The following is a 23612-nucleotide window of genomic DNA, read 5'->3' on the forward strand; positions in this document are numbered from 1 at the left end:
CGAGAGCCCGCCCCGGCCGGCCTGCCCGCGAGCCCGTCGGCCTGCCCGCGAGCCCTTCCGCGGGCCCGTCGGCCTGCCCGCGAACCCATTCATGGGTCGGTCGGCACGCCCGCGTACCTGGCCGGCATGCCCGTGACCCCGGCCGTGGTGGCCGTTCGCTCGGCCGTCATGGCCGCGACCGGCCGTGGTGGCCGTTCCCCCGGCCGTGGTGGCCGTGACCCGGGCCGTCGTTGCCCGGTACGACCGTCATGACCGAGGACCATCCACCCCGTCGGCCCCTGGACGAACCGCCGTACACGCTCCCGACCCGATGGCCCGCTTCGGCGGCCTCGTCGCCACTGATCTGGGCGTGCGCCGCATCCGCGGCACATCGCGGCGGGCGACGTCTGGCAGGCCAATCTGTGCCGCGTGCTCTCCGCACCCCTGCCCGACCCGGACGCCGCCGACATCGACGCGCTGACCGCGCAGCTCGCCCGTGGCAACCCCGCGCCACGCCGGTACGGTCCGGCTTCCCGCGCACGGCGTCGAAGTGGCCACCGCCTCGCCCGGACTCCTCCTCCGCCGCACCGGCCGGACGCTGGAGTCCGGGCCGATCAAGGGCACGGGCCGTACCGCGGGCGACCTGCTGGAGATGGACCACGCCGAGTACGTGATGATCGTGGACCTGGTCCGCATTGACCTGAGGCGGGTCTGCGCCACCGGATCCGTCACCGTCCCCTCTCTCTGCGCCGTCGAGTGGCACCCCGGCCTGGTGCATCTCGTCTCCACCGTGCGCGGGGAACTGGCGCGGGGCGCGGGCCGGCCCGAGCTGATGGCCGGGACCTCCCCGCCGGGCTCCGTGACCGGCGCGCCGAAGTCCAGCGCACTGCGCGTCATCGACGCCCTGGAGACCGCACCCCGCGGCCCGTACTGCGGCGCCGTCGGCTGGGCTGACGCCGACCGGGGGACCGGTGAACTGGCCGTGGGCATGCGCACCTTCCGGATCGGTCGTGCCGCCCCGGCGGGGCCGGTGCCGGGCTTCGGTACGGGCGCCGGCATCACCTGGGGGTCCGGCCCCTTGGCGGGAGTGGGACGAGACCGAACTAAAGGCCTCCCGGCTGCTCACACCGGCGTCCGGGCCCCATGAGGAGGCCAGGGCCCTCCACCTGCCTTGACAGTGCCGCACGGCCGTCCTCAGACTCGTTGCTCAAATCGCACATTGTTCCTCTATGCGCAACGAGGTCGCCAGGTCCCATGATGATGTCCGTACGCCCCTTCGCCGACCCGCCCCGAGTCGCATGAGTAGCGCCGCCCGGCCCGACCGGGCCGCTCCCGTGCTCCACCCGCGAGGTCTTCCCGGCCCGGGCCGGACCCTGGTGATGGGCATCGTGAACGTCACGCCCGACTCGTTCTCCGACGGTGGGCGGTGGTTCGACCCGGAACGGGCAGTAGCGCACGGCCTGGCGCTGCTCGACGAGGGCGCGGACATCCTGGACGTGGGTGGCGAGTCGACCCGCCCCGGCGCCGCGCGCCCGGCCGTCGAGGAGGAGTTGCGGCGCGTGCTGCCGGTCGTCCGCGAACTCGCCGCGGCGGGCGCGACGGTCAGCGTCGACACCATGCGGGCCGAGGTCGCCGCCCATGCCATCGAGGCCGGCGCCGCCCTGGTCAACGACGTGTCCGGTGGACTCGCCGACCCGGCGATGCTCCCGCTGATGGCGCGGTCCGGTACGCCCTATGTGCTCATGCACTGGCGCGGGCACTCGGCGGGGATGCAGACGCGCGCCGTGTACGACGACGTCGTCACCGACGTGGTCGACGAGTTGCGGGCGAGAGTCGACGCGGCTCTGCACGCCGGGGTCCCGGCGGACTGTCTCATCGTCGACCCGGGGCTCGGGTTCGCCAAGCACGCCGAGCACAACTGGCGGCTGCTCGGCCGTCTCCGGGAGGTCGCCGCGCTCGGCCGGCCGGTCCTGGTGGGTGCGGCGCGGAAGTCCTTTCTGGGCCATCTGCTCGCGGACCCGGAGACGGGGCGGCCCCGCCCGGCGCACCTGCGGGACGCGGCCACCTCCGCGGTATCGGTCCTGGCCGCCGCGCAGGGCGCCTGGTGTGTGCGCGTCCACGACGTCGCCTCGACGGCCGACGCGGTGCGCGTGACCGCTCGGTGGGCCCTCGAACCCGCGGCGACGCCGCTGCCGCTGCCGCAGTTCTGAGAGGCGCTCCGCGCTGACCTGCGTTTCTTATCGTGCGGGGGGTTGCGTGATGTGCAACACAAAATATGGCCGTCAGCCGCCCCGCGAACTCCTTGACAACGGTTTGAGGGCGCCCTCAAACTGGCGTTGCGTTCACCGCAATCCGTTTCGCTATACGCACCGAGGTGTCATGATGATTGCCGCGTGCCGTCTCGTGGATCTGCCCCGAGGCGAGGCCCACAGGCTCGAGATCGACCCGCCGGTCTCGGTGTTCCACACCGACGACGGCGAACTCTTCGCCATCGACGACACATGCACCCACCAGGACGCCTCGCTCGCCGATGGCTGGCTGGAGGGCTGCGAGGTCGAATGCCCGCTGCACGCCTCGAAGTTCAACCTCAAGACGGGAGCGGTCGACGCCCCGCCGGCCAAGCTCCCGGTGCGCACGCACGAGGTCTTCGTCGAGGACGGCATGATCTACGTCCGGCTGTCCACGGCAGCCCCGAACCTGCCCCCCTGCATCGCCGCCCGGCTCGCCGGGGGCGTCGCGTGAGGACCGTGGCCGTGGTGGGCGCGTCGCTGGCCGGTCTGTCGGCGGCGCGCTCGTTGCGCAAACAGGGATACGACGGACGGCTGGTCGTCATCGGCGACGAAATCCATCGCCCGTACGACAGGCCGCCCCTGTCCAAGGAGTTCCTGGCCGGCGGTATCGGCGAGGCCGATCTCGCGCTGGAGCCGGACGGCGAGGACCTGCAAGCGGAGTGGCTGCTCGGAGCCCGCGCCGCCGGACTCGACGCCACGCCCCGCGCGGTGCGGCTCACCGACGGCCGGGAGGTGCGGGCCGACGGCATCGTCATCGCCACCGGCGCCGCCGCCCGGGCCCTGCCCGGCATGGACGGACTGGCCGGTGTGCACACCCTGCGCACCCTGGACGACGCCCGCGCCCTGCGGGACGAACTGGCCCAAGGCGGACGTCTGGTCGTGATCGGTGGTGGCTTCATCGGTGCCGAGGTCGCTTCCACCGCCTACGCTCTCGGCCTCGACGTGACCATCGTCGAGGCGGCGCCCACAGCGCTGGCCGGGCCGCTCGGCGCGACCATGGGGCGCATCGTCTCCGCCCTCCACGCGGACCACGGCGTACGCCTGTTGTGCGGCGTGGGCGTCAAGGGGTTGAGTGGCGAGAACCGCGTCGACGCGGTCCTGATGGAGGACGGCCGGAGCATCCCCGCCGACATCGTGGTCGTTGGTGTCGGGGCCCGCCCCTGCGTCGAGTGGCTGGCCGGATCCGGCGTCGACCTCGACGACGGCGTCAAGTGCGGGGCGGACGGGCGTACCAGCCTGGCCGGGGTGGTCGCCGTCGGCGACTGCGCCTCCTGGTACGACCCGCGCGCGGGCACCCACCGCCGCGTCGAGCACTGGACCGGCGCCCGGGAGCGCCCGGATGCGGCCGTGGCCGCCCTACTGTCCTGGGGCGAGTCCGAACCCGGCCTGCCCCGGCCTGCGTACTTCTGGTCCGACCAGTACGGCGTGAAGATCCAGTTCGTCGGCAACGCGGCCCGCGCCGACAGCGTGACGATCGAGGAAGGCACCGCGGACGAGCGCAACGTCCTGGCCGTCTACCGGCGTGCCGGACACCCGGTCGCCGTCCTCGGGATGAACCAGCCGAAGCTGTTCATGCGCTGGCGCAAGCACCTCGCGGCCGCGACGCACTGACAGGGTCGCAGACCTCCCTCTCACAGCCGCCGCTGCGCACGCAGCGGCGCTGCTCCTTACCCGACGACGTCCGGTGTCGCTCGTCCCGGCGTGTGTATGCCCGATCCACGACGTTTCCCCGAGGAGTGCACTGTGACCTCGACCGGCCTGCCGGAAAGCCTCATCGCCACCCTCCCCGGGTCCTCCTACACGGATCCCGAGATCTTCGCCCAGGAGCAGGAACACATCTTCGAGGCGATGTGGTTCTGCGCCGTTCGCTCCGCCGACCTCGCCGCGCCCGGTGCCTTCCGGACCGTCGAGGTGGGCCGCGAGAGCATCCTGATCACCCGCGCACGGGACAACTCCCTACGCGCCTTCCTCAACGTCTGCCGGCACCGCGGGGCCAAGCTCTGCACGGCGGAGTCCGGCGAGGTCAAACGTGCCTTCCAGTGCCCCTATCACGCCTGGACGTACGACCTGACGGGCAAACTCGTCGCGGCACCCAACCTCACCAAGATGCCGGACGTCAGCCGCACCGAGTACGGCCTGGCGGCGGTGGCCACGCGGGAATGGCTCGGTTACGTGTGGGTGTGCCTCGCGGAGAACCCGCCCCCCTTCGACGAGGTCGTGGCGGACGTGGTCGCGCGCCTGGGCGACGCGGAGTCGATCGAGCACTACGACATCGACCACCTCGAAGTCGGTGAACGCATCGTCTACGACGTGAAGGCGAACTGGAAACTCATCGTCGAGAACTTCATGGAGTGCTATCACTGCGCGACGATTCACCCCGAACTGACCGAGGTGCTCCCCGAGTTCGCCGACGGGTTCGCCGCGCAGTACTACGTGGGGCACGGCGCGGAGTTCGGTTCCGAGGTCAAGGGCTTCACCGTCGACGGCTCCGAAGGCCTCGACCGCATCCCAGGCGTCACCGAGGACCAGGATCGCCGTTACTACGCGATCACCGTCCGGCCGCAGGTGTTCATCAACCTCGTGCCCGACCATGTGATCTTCCACCGGATGTACCCGGTGGCGGTCGACCGCACGATCGTGGAGTGCGACTGGCTCTACCTCAAGCACGTCGTCGAGAGCGGCAAGGACGTCAGCCGCTCGGTGGAGCTCTTCGACCGGGTCAACCGGCAGGACTTCGACGCGTGCGAGCGCTGTCAGCCCGCGATGAGTTCCCGGCTGTACGCCAAGGGCGGAGTCCTCGTGCCCAGCGAGCATCACATAGCTGAGTTCCACGCGTTCGTCCAGCAGCGGCTGGGCGCGGGGCGGCCGCGGTAGCGGCGGTTCACGGCAGGCCGGCACCCGGAGTGCGGGGCGCCCGTCGAAGGGCGCGGCGGGATCAGCCCAGATAGCCCATCCGGTGGCTGATCTCGTCCGCGCCCTTGACCAGCACCGGAGCGAGGTCGTGCATACGGTCCTCGGTGAGCCGGTAGGCCGGCCCTGAGGCGCTGATCGCCGCGACGACGTCCCCGTCCCTGTTGCGGATCGGGGCTGCCATGGCGTGCAGCCCGATCTCGAACTCCTCCAGGGTCCAGGAGTAGCCGCGCTCCAGCGCCTCGGCGAGGTTCTTCTCGAGCTTGGTCCTCGCGGACAGGGTGCGGGGGGTCACCTTCTTCAGACCGGCCGCCGACAGCAGCGCGGCACGCTCCTTCGCCGGCATGTGGGCCAGCAGGATCTTGCCGCTGGAGGTGGCGTGCAACGGCGTCAGCTGGCCGACCCAGTTGAACGCCGTGACAGCACCCGGGCCGCGCACCTGGTACAGGTTGATCGCGAACTGCTCCTGCATCACGGCGAGGTTCACGGTCTCGCCGATCTCCTCGGCGAGACGCTCGCAGACCGGGCGGCTCTGCTGGGTGATGTCGATGCGGCCGGTGACCGAGCCGGCGAGGCGGACGAGGCCGAAACCGAGGCGGTACTTGCCGCGCTCGCCCGCCTGTTCCACCAGGCCGCGCACCTCCAGAGCGCCGAGCAGCCGGAACGCGGTGGACTTGTGGACATCGATCTCGGCGGCCACCTCACTGACGCCGGCCTCGCCGCGCCGGGCCAGGATCTCCAGCACGGTGATGGCGCGGTCGACGGACTGCACCCCACCGGTCGGCGCAGTCGTCGTTTCGGTATCTGGATGGTAGTTGCTCACAACGCAACTATACGGCCGTTAAACATAGGCGACAGCGGCGCAGGTCACGGGCTTGACACCTACCCCGCGGAGGTTGCGTCGTTCGCAACCTGGTGCGCATAGAGATGCGAGTACTAGCATGCCGCGCATTCTCAACGGCGCGAGCGAGACGAGACACCATGGCTCACTTGCAGTACGACTTCGTCATCGTCGGTGGCGGATCGGCCGGCAGTGCGCTGGCCAACCGGCTCTCCGCGGACCCCGGTAACCGGGTGCTGGTCCTGGAGGCGGGCAGGCCCGACTACCCCTGGGATGTCTTCATCCACATGCCCGCGGCACTGACCTACCCGATCGGCAGCCGGTTCTACGACTGGAAGTACGAGTCCGAACCGGAGCCCCACATGGGCGGCCGGCGCGTCTACCACGCGCGAGGCAAGGTGCTGGGCGGTTCCAGCAGCATCAACGGCATGATCTTCCAGCGCGGCAACCCCATGGACTACGAGCGCTGGGCGGCCGAACCGGGCATGAAGACCTGGGACTACGCGCACTGCCTGCCGTATTTCCGGCGCATGGAGAACTGTCTCGCCGCCGACCCGGACGACGAGTTCCGCGGTCACGACGGCCCTCTCGTCCTGGAGCGCGGCCCGGCGGCCAACCCGCTCTTCGAAGCCTTCCTCAAGGCCACCGAGGAGGCAGGTCACGCTCCCACCGACGACGTGAACGGCTACCGGCAGGAAGGTTTCGCCAAGTTCGACCGCAACGTCCACCGCGGCCGCCGCCTGTCGGCCTCCAAGGCCTATCTCAAACCCGTGCGAAAGCGCCCCAACCTCACGGTCAGGACGCGCAGTCTGGTCACCCGTGTCCTCTTCGAAGGCAAGCGGGCCGTCGGTGTCGAGTACCGGCGCGGTCGCGGCAGACCCCAGCAGGTGCGTGCGCGCGAAGTCATCCTCTGCGGAGGCGCCATCAACTCCCCGCAGCTGCTCCAGCTCTCGGGCGTCGGCAACGCCGAGGAGCTGCGCGCGCTCGGTATCGACGTCGTACACGATCTGCCGGGTGTCGGCGAGAACCTCCAGGACCACCTGGAGGTGTACATCCAGTACGCCTGCAAGCAGCCCGTCTCCATGCAGCCGTACCTCGCGAAGTGGCGCGCCCCCTTCATCGGCCTGCAGTGGCTCTTCCGCACGGGCCCCGCCGCGACCAACCACTTCGAGGCGGGCGGCTTCGTCCGCGGCAACGAGGACGTGCCCTACCCCAACCTGATGTTCCACTTCCTGCCCATCGCGGTCCGCTACGACGGCTCCGTGCCCGCCGGCGGACACGGCTACCAGGTGCACGTCGGACCCATGTACTCCGACGCCATCGGCTCGGTGAAGATCAAGAGCAAGGACCCGGCCGAGCACCCTGCGCTGCGCTTCAACTACCTGTCCACCGAGCAGGACCGCCGCGAGTGGGTCGAGGCCGTCAGGGTCGCCCGCGAGCTGCTCAACCAGCCCGCCATGGCCCCGTTCAATGCGGGGGAGGTCTCGCCGGGGCCGTCGGTCGAGACCGACGAGGAGATCCTCGCCTGGGTCGCCAAGGACGGCGAGACCGCGCTGCATCCGTCCTGTACCTGCAAGATGGGCACCGACGAGATGGCGGTCGTGGACCCGGCCAGCATGCGGGTGCACGGGGTGGAGGGGCTGCGCGTCGTCGACGCGTCGGTGATGCCCTGCATCACCAACGGCAACATCTACGCGCCCGTCATGATGATCGCGGAAAAGGCGGCCGACCTCATCCTCGGGAAGGACCCGCTGCCGCCGTCCGATGCCGCGTATTACCGGCACAGCTCCCCGTCGTAACCAGCAGTTTTCAGACAGTCGACCGGCCCGGACGCGAGGCGTTCCGGGCCGGTCGGCGTAGCCTCCCCGTGACCGTCTCCTTGGCGAAACCGTCATCAGTGCCCCCCTTGACGTGGGGTGCAGCCCGCTACAGAGTGTTCCACCACAAGCAATACGGTGCACAATGCGCAACGCGACCGTGAAGGGCCCTCGACGTGGCAGACCTGTACGTGGATGGAAAATGGCGGGATCCGGTGGCCGGCGGCCACCGGGACATCCGCTGCCCCGCCGACGGCGCACTCTCCGCGACCGTGTCCGAAGGTACACGTCCCGACACGGAGGCGGCCATCGCCGCGGCCCGCCGGGCTTTCGACGAAGGGCCCTGGCCGCGCACCTCCGAGCGTGAGCGCGGCGCGCTCCTCCTGCGCACGGCCGACCTCCTCGAACGCGACGCCGACGCGTTCGCCCGCGCCGAATCGCTGGACACCGGCAAACGGCTGGTGGAGAGTGAGTACGACATCGCCGATGTCGTTTCCTGCTTCCGCTACTACGGAGGGCTCGGCGGCACCGACGCGGGCCGGGTGATCGACACCGGCCGTGAGGACGCCGTCAGCCGTGTCGTGTACGAGCCGATCGGCGTGTGCGGACTGATCACCCCGTGGAACTATCCGCTGCTCCAGGCGAGCTGGAAGGTCGCGCCCGCTCTTCTCGCGGGCAACACCATCGTCCTCAAGCCCAGTGAGCTCACCCCCTCCACCTCGATCCTGCTGATGCGGGCCCTCGAGGAGGCCGGGCTCCCGGCCGGTGCCGCCAACCTGGTCCTGGGGGCCGGGCCCGAGGCGGGCGCGCCCCTGGCCGAGGACCCCGCCGTCGACATGGTCTCCTTCACCGGCGGCCTGGACACCGGCAGACGCATCATGGCCACCGCCGCCGCGACCGTGAAGAAGGTCGCGCTGGAACTCGGCGGCAAGAACCCCAATGTCGTCTTCGCCGACGCCGACTTCGAGACGGCCGTGGACTTCGCTCTCACGGCCGTCTTCCTGCATTCGGGCCAGGTCTGCTCGGCCGGCGCCCGGCTGATCGTCGAGGACGCGCTGCACGACCGGTTCGTCGACGAGGTGGTCCGCCGTGCCCGGCGGATCCGGCTCGGCGGCCCCTTCGATCAGCGGGCCGAGACCGGCCCGCTGATCTCCGCACAGCACCTGGCGAAGGTCGAGGCGTATGTCGCGGCCGGACTCGCCGAGGGTGCCGTGCTGCGTTGCGGTGGCGAACGCCCCGACGACCCGGCGCTGGCCGACGGCCACTACTACCCGCCTACCGTGCTCGACGAGTGCGGTCAGGACATGCGGGTGGTGCACGAGGAGTCCTTCGGGCCCGTGCTCACCGTGGAGCGCTTCACCGACGAGGACGACGCCGTGCGCATCGCCAACGACACCGAGTACGGACTCGCGGGCGCCGTCTGGACGCAGGACGCGGGGAAGGCCCAGCGGGTCGCCCGCAGGCTGCGCCACGGGACGGTGTGGATCAACGACTACCACCCCTATGTGCCGCAGGCGGAATGGGGTGGGTTCGGGCACTCCGGCGTGGGCCGCGAGCTGGGCCCGACCGGCCTGGACGAGTACCGGGAACCCAAACACATCTGGCAGAACATCCAACCCCGGCCGCAGCACTGGTTCAGCGGCTGACGCCGAAAAGAGGTCGAACATGACCCCAGCAACGACCGAGGTGCCGCAGCGGCGCGGCATGCCCCAGGACTCGGCACCCGACCCGGTCATATCCGTACGCGAGCTATGGAAGGTCTTCGGGCCGAAGGCGGACCAGGTACCGGGTTCCGAGGAACTGCGCGGGCTCACCCGCCGCGAACTGATGGACCGCACCGGATGCACCGCCGCCGTGCGCGACGTGGACTTCGAGGTCTCGCCCGGCGAGGTGTTCGTCGTCATGGGTCTGTCCGGCTCCGGCAAGTCCACCCTGGTGCGCTGTCTGACCCGGCTCATCGAACCCACCGCCGGGGAGATCCTCTTCGAGGGCGAGAACATCCGTGACGCGGACGCGGGCCGCCTGCGCGAACTGCGCCGCAGCAAGTTCTCCATGGTCTTCCAGCACTTCGGGCTGCTGCCGCACCGCCGGGTCGTCGACAATGTGGCGTTCGGGCTGGAGATCCGCGGCATGGGCCGGGCCGAGCGCACCAGGAGGGCGATGGAGGTCGTCGAACTCGTCGGCCTCTCCGGGTACGAGAAGTCCTACCCCGACCAGCTCTCCGGCGGTATGCAGCAACGCGTGGGTCTCGCCCGCGCACTGGCCGGCGACCCGGACGTACTCCTCTTCGACGAGCCGTTCTCCGCGCTCGACCCGCTGATCCGCCGTGACATGCAGAACGAGGTCGTCCGGCTGCACCACGAGGTCGGCAAGACGATGGTGTTCATCACCCACGACCTGTCGGAGGCGCTGCGGCTGGGAGACCGCATCCTCATCATGCGCGACGGCAGGATGGTCCAGTGCGGCACCGGCGACGAACTGGTCGGCGCCCCCGCCGACGACTACGTACGCGACTTCGTCAGGGACGTGCCCCGCGGTGACGTCCTGACCCTGCGGTGGATCATGCGCCCGGTGGAGTCCGACGACCCCCTGGACGGTCCCGAGCTCGGCCCGGACGTGGTGGTGAAGGAGGCCACCCGGGCGGTGCTCGTGGCCGAGAAGCCGGTCAAGGTGGTGGAGGACGGCAAGCTGCTCGGCATCGTCGGCGACGAGGAGATCCTCGCGGTGGTCGCCGGGCAGGAAGGCGACGCGTGATGACCGTCGCGATCGAGAAGCCGGAGAAGACCGGGACCGCGGAGCAGCCCGCTCCCGGCCGGCGCGTGCGCACCGTCAACCGCGGCGTGGTGGTGGCCGCGATTTTGCTCCTCTGGCTGGTGCTCTTCGCCGTGCTGCGCGGCAAGCAGACCCTGTCCCTCGCCGCGGCCGACCTGACCGATCTGCACCGGTGGTTCAACGACGTCAACGACTCGATCGGAGCCAACCGCAACTCCAACCCGCTCTTCCTCTACTTCTTCAACGAGATCCGCCTGGTCATCGACACCCTGGTGACCTTCGTGCAGGATCTGATCTCGCAGCCGACCCCGGGCCGCCCGGTTCCGCAAGTCGGCTGGCTCGGTGTCGTCGGTGTCGCCGGCTACGTCTCCTGGGCCGTGGGCAACTGGCGGGTGGCGCTGCTGGCCGTGGCCGGCTTCACCTTTCTCGGCCTGCAAGGGCTCTGGCAGGAGAGCATGGACACCCTGGCGCTGACGCTCTCGGCGGTCTGCGTGGCGCTGCTGTTCGCCATTCCCCTGGGCGTGTGGGCCGGGTTGTCGGACCGGGTCAACCGGATCGTGACGCCCTTCCTGGACTTCATGCAGACGATGCCGACCTTCGTGTATCTGGCGCCGCTGACGCTGTTCTTCCTGATCGGTCCCGCCTCCGCCACGATCGCCACCACGATCTACGCGGCACCGCCGGCGATCCGCATCACCGCGCACGCCATCCGCTCCGTACCACAGGCCACGGTCGAGGCGGCGGACTCGATGGGCGCGACGCGGCGGCAGGCGCTGCTGAAGGTCCTGCTGCCGATGTCCAAGCGGACGGTGGTGATGGGCATCAACCAGACCATCATGGCCGCCCTGGCCATGGTGACCATCGCGGCCCTGATCAACGCGCCCGGCCTCGGCGCGACCGTCATCCAGGCCCTGCAGTCGCTGGATGTCGGCACGGCCTTCAACGCCGGCCTGGCCATCGTCGTCCTGGCCATCGTGCTGGACCGGGTCACCACCGCGGCGAGCAGCCGGGCGGAGACGGCCCGGGGCTCGGACAGCCCGTTCCTCAAGTGGCGGCGGCAACTGCTCGCGGCGGGCGCGGTGGTGACGGCGGTGCTGGTGTATCTGTCGCACACCTATATATGGGCGGCCGAGTTCCCCGGCGAGGGCCGCATCGGCAGCGGCATCGCCAGGGCGGCGGCCGATGTGACCTCCTGGGCACAGGACAACCTGTCGGGCCTGACCAACGCCTTCCGTGACGCGCTCACCAACGGCCTGCTCAATCCGTTCCAGACCCTGCTGACCGATTCCCCGTGGTGGCTCGTCGGCGCGGCTCTCGTCGCTCTCGGCACGGTACTCGGCGGCCGGCGTGCCGGGGCCACCACCGTCGTGTGCGTGGGTCTGCTGGTCGCCACCGGGGTCTGGTCGGACGCCATGACGACACTGGCGTCCACCGCCGTGGCGACGGTGCTGGTGATGCTGCTCGGTGTCGTCCTCGGGGTGTGGATGGGACGCAGCGCGCTGGTGGACCGGCTGGTCCGGCCCACCCTGGACGCGGCCCAGGTCATGCCGCCGTTCGTCTATCTCGTGCCGTTCCTCGCGCTGTTCGGCGCGACACGGTTCACGGCCATCGTCGCCGCCGTCGTCTACGCGGCGCCGGTCGCCATCAAGATCATCGCCGACGGGGTGCGGGCCGTGCCCGGGACCACCGTCGAGGCGGCGATGTCCACCGGGTGCAACACCTGGCAGATCATCACCAAGGTCCAGCTGCCCATGTCGCGCGGCGCGCTGACGCTCGCGACCAACCAGGGCCTCATCTACGTGCTGTCCATGGTCGTCGTGGGCGGCCTGGTGGGCGCGGGTGCCCTCGGCTACGACGTCGTGGCCGGGTTCTCGCAGGGCCAGCTGTACGGCAAGGGACTCGCGGCCGGACTCGCCATCGTCCTGCTCGGAGTCATGTTCGACCGGATCACTCAGGCAGCGGCTCGCCGCGCCGGCACATAAGGAGCACCACACCATGGCACGACACTGGAGAGCCGGCGCGGCCGGCCTGGCCGTCCTCGGCCTCACCCTCACGGCCTGCGGCGGCGCGAAGGTCGGCGACGACAGCACGGGCGGTTCCAGCAGCTCGGGCAAGTGCAGCACCTTCAATCTCGCGATCAACCCGTGGGTGGGCTACGAGGCGAACGCTGCGGTCCTCGCGTACGTCGCCGAACAAGACCTCGGCTGCAAGGTCGAGAAGAAGAACCTGAAGGAGGAGATCGCCTGGCAGGGCTTCGGGACGGGCGAGGTCGACGCCGTCGTCGAGAACTGGGGCCACGACGATCTGAAGAAGAAGTACATCGACGAGCAGAAGACCGCCGTCAACGCGGGGCCGACCGGCAACAAGGGCCTCATCGGCTGGTACGTGCCGCCGTGGCTGGCGAAGGCGCACCCGGACATCACCGACTGGAAGAACCTGAACAAGTACGCGTCGAAGTTCAGAACCTCGGAGTCGGGCGGCAAGGGGCAGCTCCTCGACGGGGACCCCTCGTTCGTCACCAACGACGGGGCGCTGGTGAAGAACCTCAAGCTCGACTTCAAGGTGGTGTACGCGGGCAGCGAGACCGCGCTCATCCAGGCGTTCCGCAACGCCGAGAAGAACAAGGAATGGGTGATCGGCTACTTCTACGAGCCGCAGTGGTTCCTGTCCGAGGTGCCGCTGAAGAAGGTCAGCCTTCCCGAGTACAAGGACGGCTGCGACGCCGACCCCGAGAAGGTCGCGTGCGACTACCCGGTGTACGAACTCGACAAGATAGTCAGCGCGAAGTTCGCCAAGTCGGGCAGCCCGGCCTATGACCTGGTGAAGAACTTCACCTGGACGAACGAGGACCAGAACACCGTCGCCAAGTACATCGCGGTGGACAAGATGTCGCCCGAGGCGGCGGCGAAGAAGTGGGTCGAGGCCAACCGCGACAAGGTCGACGCCTGGATCAAGTAGGTCGCACGACCGCCCTGGTGAACCCCGCCGGAGAGGCCCGGCAGGCTGTGTCCGCAGCCTGCCGGGCCTCGTCGTTTTCCGATGATTCCTCCCCGCCGCCTCCGGGGTTTTTCCGGCGTCTCGGACCCCTTGACACGCCTGTCCACGGCGGGCACATTGAGTTGCGCAACCTGAACCCTGTTGCGCACAAAGCAACTGGATCGCTTTCAACGTCGGAGGTGCGGCGATGGCGGGACCCCGTGTGGTCATCATCGGAGCGGGCGTCGTGGGAGCAGCGCTCGCCGATGAGATCTCCGCGCGAGGCTGGACCGAAGTGACCGTGGTCGACCAGGGCCCGCTGCCCGCCACCGGGGGATCGTCGTCGCACGCCCCGGGCCTGGTCTTCCAGACCAACCCCTCCAAGGCCATGACCGAGATGGCCCGTTACACCGTCGAGAAGTTCTGCTCGCTCGATGTGGACGGCCAGCCCTGCTTCCTGCAGGTCGGCGGCCTGGAGGTGGCGACCAGCCCGGAGCGCGTCACGGAACTGCAGCGGCGCCACGGCTGGCTCGCCTCCTGGGGCATCGAGTCCCGGCTGCTGAACACCGAGGAGTGCGTCGAACAGCACCCGCTCGTCAACCCGGACAAGGTCCTCGCCGGTCTCCTCGTGCCGACGGACGGCCTCGCGAAGGCGGTCCTCGCCGTCGAGGCGCAGATCCGCCGGGCCACCGAGCGCGGCGTGCGCTTCCTCGCCCGCCACGAAGTCCTCGACGTCCCAAGGGCCGACGGGGAGGTGACCGGCGTCCTCACCGACCAGGGCGAGATCCCCGCCGACATCGTCGTGTGCTGCGCCGGCATCTGGGGCCCGAGGATCGCCCGCATGGTCGGCATGGACCTCCCGCTCACGCCGCTCGGCCACCAGCTCGCCTGGACGGGCCCGGTGCCTGCGCTGGCGGGTCAGACGCAGGAGGCGGTCCGCCCGATCCTGCGCCACCAGGACGCCGACCTCTACTACCGGGACCGCTTCGACGGCCTGGGCATCGGCTACTACGGCCACCGCCCGATGCCGATCTCGGCCGACGACATCCTCTCCGTGGACGAGGCCGAGGAGATGCCGTCCGTCCTGAAGTTCACCGAGGAGGACTTCGAGGAGGCCTGGAGCGAGACCCAGTCGCTGCTCCCCGCGACGAAGGACGCCAAGGTCGAGGAGGGCATCAACGGCCTGTTCTCCTTCACCACCGACGGCCTGCCGCTGCTCGGGGAATCCCCGGACGTCAAGGGCTTCTGGGTCGCCGAGGCCGTCTGGGTCACCCACTCCGCGGGCGTCGGACGGGCCATGGCCGAATGGCTGGTCGACGGCTACTGCTCCTCGTTCGACCTGCACGAGTGCGATGTCAACCGCTTCGAGCCGCACCAGCTCGCGCCGGAGTACGTGCTGGCCCGCGACTGCCAGAACTTCGTCGAGGTCTACGACATCCTCCACCCCCTCCAGCCGTCGGGAGACCCCCGGCCGATCCGCACCAGCCCCTTCCACGCCCGCCAGCAGGAGCTGGGCGCCTTCTTCCTGGAGGCGAACGGCTGGGAGCGCCCCCAGTGGTACGAGGCCAACGCGGGCCTGGTCGAAGGCCGCTCCATCGTCACCCCCAACGACTGGGCCGCGCGGTTCTGGTCGCCCATCGTCGCGGCCGAGGCCCAGACCACCCGTGAGACCGTCGCGATGTACGACATGACGGCCCTCAAGCGGCTCGAGGTCAGCGGGCGCGGTGCCGGCGAGTTCCTGGAGCGGCTGTGCACCGGCAAGGTCGCCAAGTCCGTCGGCTCGGTGACGTACACCCTGCTCCTCGACCACGACGGCGGCATCCGCAGCGACGTCACCGTCGCCCGGCTGGCCCCCGACCTCTTCCAGGTGGGCGCCAACGGCAACCTGGACCTCGACTGGTTCACCCGTCACCTCCCGGCCGACGGCACGGTCCAGGTCCGCGACATCACCCCCGGCACCTGCTGCATCGGCCTGTGGGGCCCGCGGGCCCGCGACGTCCTCCAGCCGCTCACCGACGCCGACTTCTCCGCGAGTGGCCTGAAGTACTTCCGGGCCAAGCGCGCCCACATCGGCTCCGTCCCCGTCACCGCGATGCGGCTGAGCTATGTCGGTGAACTCGGCTGGGAGCTGTACACCACCGCCGATCTCGGCGGGAAGCTGTGGGACACCCTCTGGCAGGCGGCCGAGCCGCTCGGCGGCATCGCGGCCGGCCGCGGCGCCTTCAACAGCCTCCGCCTGGAGAAGGGCTACCGCTCCTTCGGCACGGACATGACCTACGAGCACGACCCCTACGAGGCCGGAGTCGGCTTCGCCGTCAAGCTCGACAAGGACGACTTCATCGGCAAGGCGGCGCTGGAGCGGCGTAAGGCGGATGTACGGCGCAAGCTCACCTGCCTCACGATCGACGACCCGAAGGCGGTCGTCATGGGCAAGGAGCCGGTGTACGACGGCGACTGCGCGGTCGGGTACGTCACCAGTGCCGCGTACGGCTACACGATCGGCAAGGGGATCGCCTATGCGTGGCTGCCTGTGGAGCTGGCCGCTCCGGGGACGGTTGTGCATATCGGGTACTTCGACCAGTCCGTCGAGGCCGTGGTCGCCGAGGAGCCTCTGTTCGACCCGACGATGTCCCGACTCCGTGGCTGAGCTTTCGTTCGCCGCTTCGTCGCGACTGCTCGCGCCCCGCGGCGGAGCTGCTGACCGACACAGCCCAGCGCCCTTTGAGAGGGCGTTCAGCCACCGCTCGTTGGAAGGAACTCCAGGTGACTGCACAACTCCTTGACGGCAAGGCCACTGCCGCCACCATCCGCTGCGAACTCGCCGAGCGTGTGGCCAAGTTGGCCGCCACCACGGGCCGTGCGCCGGGCCTGGGTACCGTCCTGGTCGGCGACGACCCCGGCAGCCACGCCTATGTCGGCGGCAAGCACCGCGACTGTGCCCAGGTGGGCATCGCCTCCATCCGCCGGGAACTGCCCGCCGACGCCTCGCAGGAGCAGGTCGAGGAGACGATCGACGAACTCAACGCCGACCCCGCCTGCACCGGCTACATCGTCCAGCTGCCGTTGCCGCGTCACCTCGACGCCAACGCCGTGCTGGAGCGCATGGACCCCGCCAAGGACGCCGACGGACTGCACCCCGTCAACCTCGGCCGGCTCGTCCTCGGCGTCGAGGCCCCGCTGCCGTGCACCCCGCGCGGCATCGTCGAACTGCTCCGCCGCCACGACGTGCCGCTCGCCGGAGCACGGGTGTGCGTGATCGGCCGGGGCATCACCGTCGGACGGCCCATCGGACTCCTCCTCACCCGCAGGTCCGAGAACGCCACCGTCACCCTCTGCCACACCGGCACCAAGGGCCTGGCCTGGCACGTACGCGAGGCGGACGTCGTCGTCGCGGCCGCCGGCTCGCCCGGCTTGATCACCAAGGACATGCTGCGCCCCGGCGCGGCCGTCCTCGATGTCGGTATCACCCGCACCGACCAGGGGCTGGTCGGTGACATCCACCCGGACGCCGCCCAGGTCGCCGGATGGCTGGCTCCCATGCCCGGGGGTGTGGGCCCCATGACCCGGGCCATGCTGCTCGCCAATGTCGTCGAGGCCGCCGAGAGGAACGCGAACACCGTATGAACGCGCTGAACACCCCCCTGGCGGAGCTGGACCCCGAGGTCCACGCCGCGCTCCGCGCCGAACTGCACCGCCAGCAGTCCACCCTGGAGATGATCGCCTCCGAGAACTTCGCGCCCTCCGCCGTGATGGAGGCCCAGGGCTCGGTCGCGACCAACAAGTACGCCGAGGGCTACCCGGGCCGCCGCTACTACGGCGGCTGCGAACACGTCGACGTCACCGAGCGGCTGGCGATCGAGCGGATCAAGTCCCTCTTCGGCGCGGGCTTCGCCAACGTGCAGCCGCATTCGGGCGCCCAGGCCAACACCGCCGTCTTCTTCGCCCTGCTCCAGCCCGGCGACACCGTCCTCGGACTCGACCTCGCGCACGGCGGGCACCTCACCCACGGCATGCGCATCAACTACAGCGGCAAGATGCTCAACGTCGTGCCGTACCACGTGTCCGAGGCGGACAACCTCGTCGACATGGACGAGGTGGAGCGGCTCGCCAAGGAACACCGCCCCAAGATGATCATCGCGGGCTGGTCGGCGTACCCGAGGCAGCTGGACTTCGCGGAGTTCCGCAGGATCGCCGACGACGTGGGCGCCCTGCTGATGGTCGACATGGCGCACTTCGCGGGACTGGTGGCGGCGGGCCTGCACCCCAACCCCGTACCGCACGCCCACGTCACGACCACCACGACCCACAAGACACTCGGCGGCCCGCGCGGCGGCGTCATCCTCACCAACGAGGCGGACCTCGCCAAGAAGATCAACTCGGCGGTGTTCCCCGGTATGCAGGGCGGCCCCCTGGAGCACGTCATCGCCGCGAAGGCGGTGTCGTTCAAGGTCGCCGCGTCGCCGGAGTTCGCCGAACGCCAGGCCCGAACGCTCGCCGGCTCCCGCGTCCTCGCCGAACGCCTCACCCGGGCGGACGCGGCGGCGGCCGGGGTGAAGGTCCTGACCGGAGGCACGGACGTCCACCTGGTCCTGGTCGACCTGCGCGACTCGGAGCTCGACGGCCGGCAGGCCGAGGACCTGCTCCACGAGATCGGCATCACCGTCAACCGCAACGCCGTGCCCTTCGACCCGCGCCCGCCCATGGTCACCTCGGGCCTGCGCATCGGCACCCCGGCGCTGGCCACCCGCGGCTTCACCGAGGCGGACTTCGCCGAGGTGGCGGACGTGATCGCCCTCGCCCTCCAGCCGGAGCCGGACGTGGCCGCCCTGCGCGCCCGTACGGAGGCCCTGGCCGCCAAGCACCCGCTCTACCCTCACCTGTCCGAAGACGGAGACGCCCGATGAGCCCCCGCACCCCCGGCGCCGAGCTCCCCGAACACCCCGACTGGCTGTGGCGCAACCCCGAGCCGAAGCGCTCGTACGACGTCGTCGTCGTGGGCGGCGGCGGCCACGGTCTGGCCACCGCCCACTACCTGGCGAAGAACCACGGCATCACCAACGTCGCCGTCCTGGAGAAGGGCTGGCTGGCGGGCGGCAACATGGCCCGCAACACCACGATCATCCGCTCCAACTACCTGTGGGACGAGAGCGCCGGCATCTACGAGCACGCACTCAAGCTGTGGGAGGGACTGGCGGACGAGCTCGACTACCCGATCCTGTTCTCCCAGCGCGGCGTGCTGAACCTCGCTCACAGCCTCCAGGACGTCCGCGACAGCGTGCGCCGCGTCGAGGCCAACCGCCTCAACGGCGTGGACGCCGAGTGGCTCGACGCGGACGGCGTCAAGGACGTCTGCCCGATCGTCAACATCTCCCCGGACGTTCGCTACCCGGTCCTGGGCGCGACCTACCAGCCGCGCGCGGGCATCGCCAAGCACGACCACGTGGCGTGGGGCCTGGCCCGCTCCGCCGACGCCGCCGGGATCGACATCATCCAGAACTGCGAGGTGACCGGCCTCGACGTGGTCGGCAACCGGGTGCTGGGAGTCCGGACCACCCGCGGCCCGATCGCGGCGGGCAAGGTCGCGCTCTGCTCGGCGGGCCACACCTCGGTCCTGGCTGCCATGGCGGGCGTCGAACTGCCCGTCCAGAGCCACCCCCTGCAGGCCCTGGTGTCGGAGCTGCTGGAGCCGGTGCACCCGACGGTCGTCATGTCCAACGCCGTCCACGTCTACGTCAGCCAGGCGCACAAGGGCGAGCTGGTGATGGGCGCCGGCATCGACGCGTACAACTCCTACACCCAGCGCGGTGCCTTCCACATCATCGAGGAACAGATGTCGGCGGCCCTGGAACTCTTCCCGGTCTTCGCCCGCGCCCACGTCCTGCGCACCTGGGGCGGCATCGTCGACGTCAGCCCCGACGCCTCACCGATCATCGGCCTCAGCCCGGTCGACAACCTCTACCTCAACTGCGGCTGGGGAACCGGGGGTTTCAAGGCCACCCCGGGCGTCGGCTGGGTCTACGCCCACACCATCGCCCACGACACACCCCACCCGCTGAACGCACCCTTCTCGCTCGACCGTTTCACCACCGGCGCGCTCGTCGACGAGCACGGCGCGGCCGCGGTGGCCCACTAGGACCATCAGGGAGCCGACCCATGCTGCTCATCCCCTGCCCGTGGTGCGGGCCCCGCGACGAGGCCGAGTTCCACTACGGCGGCCAGGCCCACGTGCCGTACCCGCAGGACCCCTCCTCCCTCACCGACGAGGAGTGGGCCCGCTACCTCTTCTTCCGCGACAACCCGCGGGGCCCCTTCGCCGAGCGCTGGAGCCACGCGGCGGGCTGCCGCCGCTGGTTCAACGCGGTGCGGGACACATCGACGAACGAGATCCTGACGGTGTACCGGGCCGGGGAGGAGCGCCCTGCCACCCTCGCGTCACGTTCGGTGCGTTCAGCCCGTCCGGCGCTTGAGGACGAGGCCGTCCAGGCCGAAGCGGGGTCCAGGGGCGCAGTCCCCGGCGGGGTCGGAGGGACGGAGCCCCTTCAGGATGGGACGGGTAAGGGCGGGGGCGAATCAACCCAGCCCTTCCGCCACCCCACCCGCGGCCGAATCCACCGCGACACCCCCGTCACCTTCACCTTCGACGGCACCGAGTACCAGGGCTACCAGGGCGACACCCTCGCCTCCGCCCTCCTCGCCAACGGCGTCATCCAGACCGGCACCAGCATCAAGCTGGGCCGCCCACGCGGCATCTTCTCGGCCGGCGCCGAGGAACCCAACGCGGTCGTCCAGATCGAGGCCCCGTTCCCCGAGCCCATGCTCCCGGCCACCACCGTCGAGCTCTACGACGGCCTCGTCGCGAGCAGCCTCCCCGGCCAGGGCCGCCTCGCCACCGACCCGGACCCGGCCCGATACGACGCCGTACACACCCACTGCGACCTCCTGGTCGTGGGCGCGGGCCCGGCCGGACTCGCCGCGGCGGCAGCCGCCGCCCGCTCGGGTGCCCGCGTCATCCTCGCCGACGACCAGCCGCAACCCGGCGGCAGCCTGCTCGGCACCGGCGAACACCTCGACTGGGTCACCGGGACGACCGCCCGGCTCGACGCCGCCCCCGACGTACAGGTCCTGCGCCGCACCACCGTCTTCGGCTACTACGACGACAACCACCTGCTCGCCGTGGAGCGCCGTACGAACCACCTCGGCGCCCAGGCCCCCGAGAACGTCTCCCGTGAACGTGTCTGGCGCATCCGCGCCCGCCGCGTCGTCCTCGCCACCGGTGCGCACGAACGCTCGCTGGCCTTCGCGGACAACGACCGTCCCGGCGTGATGCTGGCCGCCTCGGCCCGCGCCTACGTCAACAAGTACGCGGCCCTGCCCGGCCGTCACGCGGTCGTGTTCACCACCAACGACAGCGCCTACGCGGCGGCCCTGGACCTCGCGGCGGCGGGCGTGGCCGTCGAGGCCGTCGTCGACACCCGCAGCGAGCCGGGGGAGTGGGCGAACCGCGCCCGGCAGGCCGGCATCGAGGTGCTGACGGGCCACGCCGTCACCGCCACGGAAGGCGCCCCCCGGCTCACCTCCGTGACCGTCGCCCCGTACGGACAGTCAGAGGGACAGCGGGAGTTCGCCGCCGACCTGCTCCTGGTCTCCGGCGGCTGGAACCCGGTGGCGCACCTGTTCAGCCAGGCGGGAGGCAAGCTCCGCTACGACGAGGAGCTCGGCACCTTCGTCCCCGACGCCTCCCGTCAGGCCGTCGAGGTCGCGGGCGGCGCGAGCGGCGCCCTCGGCCTGGCGCGCGTTCTCGCCCAGGGGGCCGCCGCCGGTGCCCGGGCCATCGAGGCCGAGGGCTACACCCCGGAGGAGGTCCAGCTGCCCCAGGTGGCCACGCCGCCGCAGACGCCGCCCATGCGGGTGTTCACCGTCCCGGGCCGGGAAGGCGCCCCGCGCTTCGTCGACCTGCAACGCGACGTCACCGTCGACGACCTGGCCCGGGCGACCGGTGCCGGCATGCGCTCCGTCGAGCACACCAAGCGCTACACCACGGCCGGTACGGCGAACGACCAGGGCAAGACCTCCGGTGTCCTGGCCAGTGGCGTCGTCGCGGAACTGCTCGGCGTGGACATCTCCGCGCTCGGCACGACCACGTTCCGCCCGCCGTACACCCCGGTCTCCTTCGCCGCCCTCGCCGGCCGCGACCGCGGCGCCCTGCTCGACCCGATCCGCACCACCGCCCTGCACGAGTGGCATGTCGCGCACGGCGCCCTGTTCGAGAACGTCGGCCAGTGGAAGCGGCCCTGGTACTACCCGCAGGACGGCGAGGACATGGAGACGGCCGTGCTGCGCGAGTGCGCCGCCGCCCGTGAGGGCGTCGCCTTCATGGACGCCTCCACCCTCGGCAAGATCGACGTCCAGGGCCCGGATGCCGGAGTCTTCCTCGACCTGCTCTACACCAACATGATGAGCACCCTGAAGGTCGGCATGATCCGCTACGGCGTGATGTGCCGCCCGGACGGGATGGTCTTCGACGATGGCACGGTGATCCGCCTCGACCAGGACCGCTACCTGGTCACCACCACGACGGGCAACGCCGCCGCCGTGCTGGACTGGATGGAGGAGTGGCTCCAGACGGAGTGGCCCGAACTGCGCGTCCACTGCACGTCGGTGACCGAGCAGTGGGCCACCGTCGCCCTGGTCGGCCCGCGCTCCCGCGAGGTCCTCGGCTCGCTCGCACCCCGACTCGCCGTCGCCAACGAGGACTTCCCGTTCATGGCGTGGCGCGAGACGACCGTCGCCGGCATCGACGCGCGAGTGTGCCGGATCAGCTTCTCCGGCGAACTGGCCTACGAGATCAATGTGTCGCCGTGGGAGGCCCTCGCCCTGTGGGAGGCGCTGTACGAGGCCGGCGCCCCGTACGGCATCACCCCGTACGGCACGGAGACCATGCACGTCCTGCGTGCGGAGAAGGGCTATCCGATCGTCGGCCAGGACACCGACGGCACCGTGACGCCGCAGGACCTCGGCATGAGCTGGGTGGTGTCGAAGAAGAAGCCGGACTTCATCGGCAAGCGGTCTTACGCCCGTGCCGACACGGTACGCCCCGACCGCAAGCACCTGGTCGGGCTGCTCCCGGAGGACCCGGGCACGTTCCTCCCCGAGGGCACGCACCTGGTCGCCGGCGGTGTGCTGCCCGCGCCGCCCGTGCCGATGCTCGGCCACGTCACGTCCAGCTACCGCAGCGCGGCCCTCGGCCGGACCTTCGCCCTCGCGCTGGTCAAGGGTGGCCGGGACCGCATCGGTGAGCGACTCTACGCCCCCGTGGGCGACCGGCTGGTCCCGGTGACCGTCGCGAGCCCCGTCCTCTACGACCCCGAGGGAGCCCGCCGCGATGGCTGACACCGCCGTTACCACCACACCGCTCCGCAGCCCCTTGTCGCCTGCCGCCGACCGGCTGGCCGCCGCGACCCGCACCTCCGGGGGCGCGGTCCGGCTGGCGGAACTTCCCTTCCTGACCCAGGTCACCGTGCGTCTCGACCCGAAGGGGGCGGCGGCGGACGCCGTGGGGCTGGCACTGGGCCTCCCCCTTCCCGTCGAACCCGGCACCGCCGCCCGCGCCGGGGAGCTGACCGTGCTGTGGCTCGGCCCCGACGAGTGGCTCGTGGTGGGCCCGCCGGGCGGTCAGCGGGACCTGGAGAGCCGGATCCGTGCGGCCGCGGGCGACGAGCCCGTATCGGTCATCGACGTCTCGGCTCAGCGCACCACGCTCCTCGTCGCGGGCCCCCGGGCCCGCGACCTCCTGGCCCACGGCTGCTCCCTGGACCTTCACCCGAGGGTCTTCGGTCCGGGGCGCTGCGCCCAGACGAACCTGGGCCGAACCCAGGTCGTCCTGGTCGCCCGTGAGGACCCCAGGGCCGGGTTCTGGGTGCTGGTCCGTTCGTCCTTCGCCGGCTATCTGACGGACTGGCTGCTGGACGCGGCTGTGGAGTGGACGGGCTGACGCGGGCGCAAGCGAGCGGCGGCCGGTGATCCGGA

The 23612-nt window shown here is 70.6% G+C and carries 16 protein-coding genes and 1 pseudogene; 16 read left to right on the top strand and 1 reads right to left on the bottom strand.

All coding sequences use genetic code 11. The features are described from left to right. Nucleotides 1–340 precede the first annotated feature (340 nt). From ACZ5TL_RS20785 to ACZ5TL_RS20805, 5 genes and pseudogenes are all read left to right on the top strand, one after another. Nucleotides 341–1154: pseudogene (locus ACZ5TL_RS20785) on the top strand (chorismate-binding protein); the annotation flags it as partial. 123 nt (nt 1155–1277) lie between these two features. Next, the gene (gene folP / locus ACZ5TL_RS20790) at nt 1278–2189 is read left to right on the top strand and encodes a dihydropteroate synthase (RefSeq protein ID WP_468591482.1); all 912 of its coding nucleotides are present in this window, start codon (nt 1278–1280) and stop codon (nt 2187–2189) included. 169 nt (nt 2190–2358) lie between these two features. Further along, on the top strand, nt 2359–2721 hold the full coding sequence (locus tag ACZ5TL_RS20795) for a bifunctional 3-phenylpropionate/cinnamic acid dioxygenase ferredoxin subunit (protein ID WP_468591484.1): 363 nt from the start codon (nt 2359–2361) through the stop codon (nt 2719–2721). Further along, nucleotides 2718–3881, top strand: a complete 1164-nt coding sequence (locus tag ACZ5TL_RS20800; protein WP_468591486.1) for an NAD(P)/FAD-dependent oxidoreductase — start codon at nt 2718–2720, stop codon at nt 3879–3881. The genes ACZ5TL_RS20795 and ACZ5TL_RS20800 overlap by 4 nt, the downstream gene beginning before the upstream one ends. 132 nt (nt 3882–4013) lie before the next feature. Then, entirely contained in the window at nt 4014–5144 is a 1131-nt protein-coding gene (locus ACZ5TL_RS20805; RefSeq protein ID WP_468591487.1) for an aromatic ring-hydroxylating oxygenase subunit alpha, read from the top strand. A gap of 61 nt (nt 5145–5205) precedes the next feature. Here the strand turns inward: ACZ5TL_RS20805 and ACZ5TL_RS20810 are convergent, their stop codons facing one another. After that, a complete protein-coding gene (locus ACZ5TL_RS20810) occupies nt 5206–5952 on the bottom strand; it encodes an IclR family transcriptional regulator (RefSeq protein ID WP_468591577.1) in 747 nt (248 codons plus the stop codon). 209 nt (nt 5953–6161) lie between these two features. On the opposite strand from ACZ5TL_RS20810, the gene betA reads away from it, so the two are divergent. The 11 genes from betA to ACZ5TL_RS20865 all read left to right on the top strand — a co-directional run bounded on the left by betA (nt 6162) and on the right by ACZ5TL_RS20865 (nt 23577). Next, entirely contained in the window at nt 6162–7820 is a 1659-nt protein-coding gene (betA, locus tag ACZ5TL_RS20815) for a choline dehydrogenase (protein WP_468591489.1), read from the top strand. 194 nt (nt 7821–8014) lie between these two features. Beyond that, nucleotides 8015–9484, top strand: coding sequence for an aldehyde dehydrogenase family protein (locus tag ACZ5TL_RS20820; RefSeq protein ID WP_468591490.1), 1470 nt, complete (start codon nt 8015–8017; stop codon nt 9482–9484). Nucleotides 9485–9503: 19 nt separating this feature from the next. Then, nucleotides 9504–10592, top strand: coding sequence for a quaternary amine ABC transporter ATP-binding protein (locus ACZ5TL_RS20825; protein ID WP_468591492.1), 1089 nt, complete (start codon nt 9504–9506; stop codon nt 10590–10592). Then, nucleotides 10592–12592, top strand: a complete 2001-nt coding sequence (locus ACZ5TL_RS20830) for an ABC transporter permease (RefSeq protein WP_468591493.1) — start codon at nt 10592–10594, stop codon at nt 12590–12592. The genes ACZ5TL_RS20825 and ACZ5TL_RS20830 overlap by 1 nt, the downstream gene beginning before the upstream one ends. Nucleotides 12593–12605: 13 nt before the next feature. Further along, nucleotides 12606–13568: an ABC transporter substrate-binding protein gene (locus ACZ5TL_RS20835; RefSeq protein WP_468591494.1), complete on the top strand. Its 963-nt coding sequence runs from the start codon at nt 12606–12608 to the stop codon at nt 13566–13568. Nucleotides 13569–13794: 226 nt separating this feature from the next. Then, entirely contained in the window at nt 13795–16233 is a 2439-nt protein-coding gene (locus ACZ5TL_RS20840) for a GcvT family protein (RefSeq protein ID WP_468591495.1), read from the top strand. 116 nt (nt 16234–16349) lie between these two features. Next, complete coding sequence (locus ACZ5TL_RS20845; protein WP_468591496.1) at nt 16350–17210, top strand: bifunctional methylenetetrahydrofolate dehydrogenase/methenyltetrahydrofolate cyclohydrolase; 861 nt, start codon at nt 16350–16352, stop codon at nt 17208–17210. Continuing rightward, nucleotides 17207–18490 (top strand): serine hydroxymethyltransferase, encoded by a 1284-nt coding sequence (gene glyA, locus ACZ5TL_RS20850; protein WP_468591497.1) that lies wholly within the window; start codon nt 17207–17209, stop codon nt 18488–18490. Before ACZ5TL_RS20845 ends, glyA begins: the two co-directional genes overlap by 4 nt. Further along, entirely contained in the window at nt 18487–19719 is a 1233-nt protein-coding gene (locus ACZ5TL_RS20855) for a sarcosine oxidase subunit beta family protein (RefSeq protein WP_468591498.1), read from the top strand. The genes glyA and ACZ5TL_RS20855 overlap by 4 nt, the downstream gene beginning before the upstream one ends. Before the next feature lie 20 nt (nt 19720–19739). Continuing rightward, complete coding sequence (locus tag ACZ5TL_RS20860) at nt 19740–22976, top strand: sarcosine oxidase subunit alpha family protein (RefSeq protein WP_468591499.1); 3237 nt, start codon at nt 19740–19742, stop codon at nt 22974–22976. After that, the gene (locus ACZ5TL_RS20865) at nt 22969–23577 is read left to right on the top strand and encodes a sarcosine oxidase subunit gamma (protein ID WP_468591500.1); all 609 of its coding nucleotides are present in this window, start codon (nt 22969–22971) and stop codon (nt 23575–23577) included. The genes ACZ5TL_RS20860 and ACZ5TL_RS20865 overlap by 8 nt, the downstream gene beginning before the upstream one ends. Nucleotides 23578–23612: the final 35 nt, after the last annotated feature.

The organism is Streptomyces sp. NPDC033136 (assembly GCF_055578235.1).

Excerpts from the sequence above, each read along its gene's own strand:
- glyA (WP_468591497.1), top strand. The coding sequence starts at position 17,207 with ATGAACGCGCTGAACACCCCCCTGGCGGAGCTGGACCCCGAGGTCCAC.
- betA (WP_468591489.1), top strand. The coding sequence starts at position 6,162 with ATGGCTCACTTGCAGTACGACTTCGTCATCGTCGGTGGCGGATCGGCC.
- ACZ5TL_RS20795 (WP_468591484.1), top strand. The coding sequence starts at position 2,359 with ATGATGATTGCCGCGTGCCGTCTCGTGGATCTGCCCCGAGGCGAGGCC.
- ACZ5TL_RS20825 (WP_468591492.1), top strand. The coding sequence starts at position 9,504 with ATGACCCCAGCAACGACCGAGGTGCCGCAGCGGCGCGGCATGCCCCAG.
- ACZ5TL_RS20840 (WP_468591495.1), top strand. The coding sequence starts at position 13,795 with ATGGCGGGACCCCGTGTGGTCATCATCGGAGCGGGCGTCGTGGGAGCA.
- ACZ5TL_RS20855 (WP_468591498.1), top strand. The coding sequence starts at position 18,487 with ATGAGCCCCCGCACCCCCGGCGCCGAGCTCCCCGAACACCCCGACTGG.
- folP (WP_468591482.1), top strand. The coding sequence starts at position 1,278 with ATGAGTAGCGCCGCCCGGCCCGACCGGGCCGCTCCCGTGCTCCACCCG.
- ACZ5TL_RS20860 (WP_468591499.1), top strand. The coding sequence starts at position 19,740 with ATGCTGCTCATCCCCTGCCCGTGGTGCGGGCCCCGCGACGAGGCCGAG.
- ACZ5TL_RS20865 (WP_468591500.1), top strand. The coding sequence starts at position 22,969 with ATGGCTGACACCGCCGTTACCACCACACCGCTCCGCAGCCCCTTGTCG.
- ACZ5TL_RS20835 (WP_468591494.1), top strand. The coding sequence starts at position 12,606 with ATGGCACGACACTGGAGAGCCGGCGCGGCCGGCCTGGCCGTCCTCGGC.
- ACZ5TL_RS20830 (WP_468591493.1), top strand. The coding sequence starts at position 10,592 with ATGACCGTCGCGATCGAGAAGCCGGAGAAGACCGGGACCGCGGAGCAG.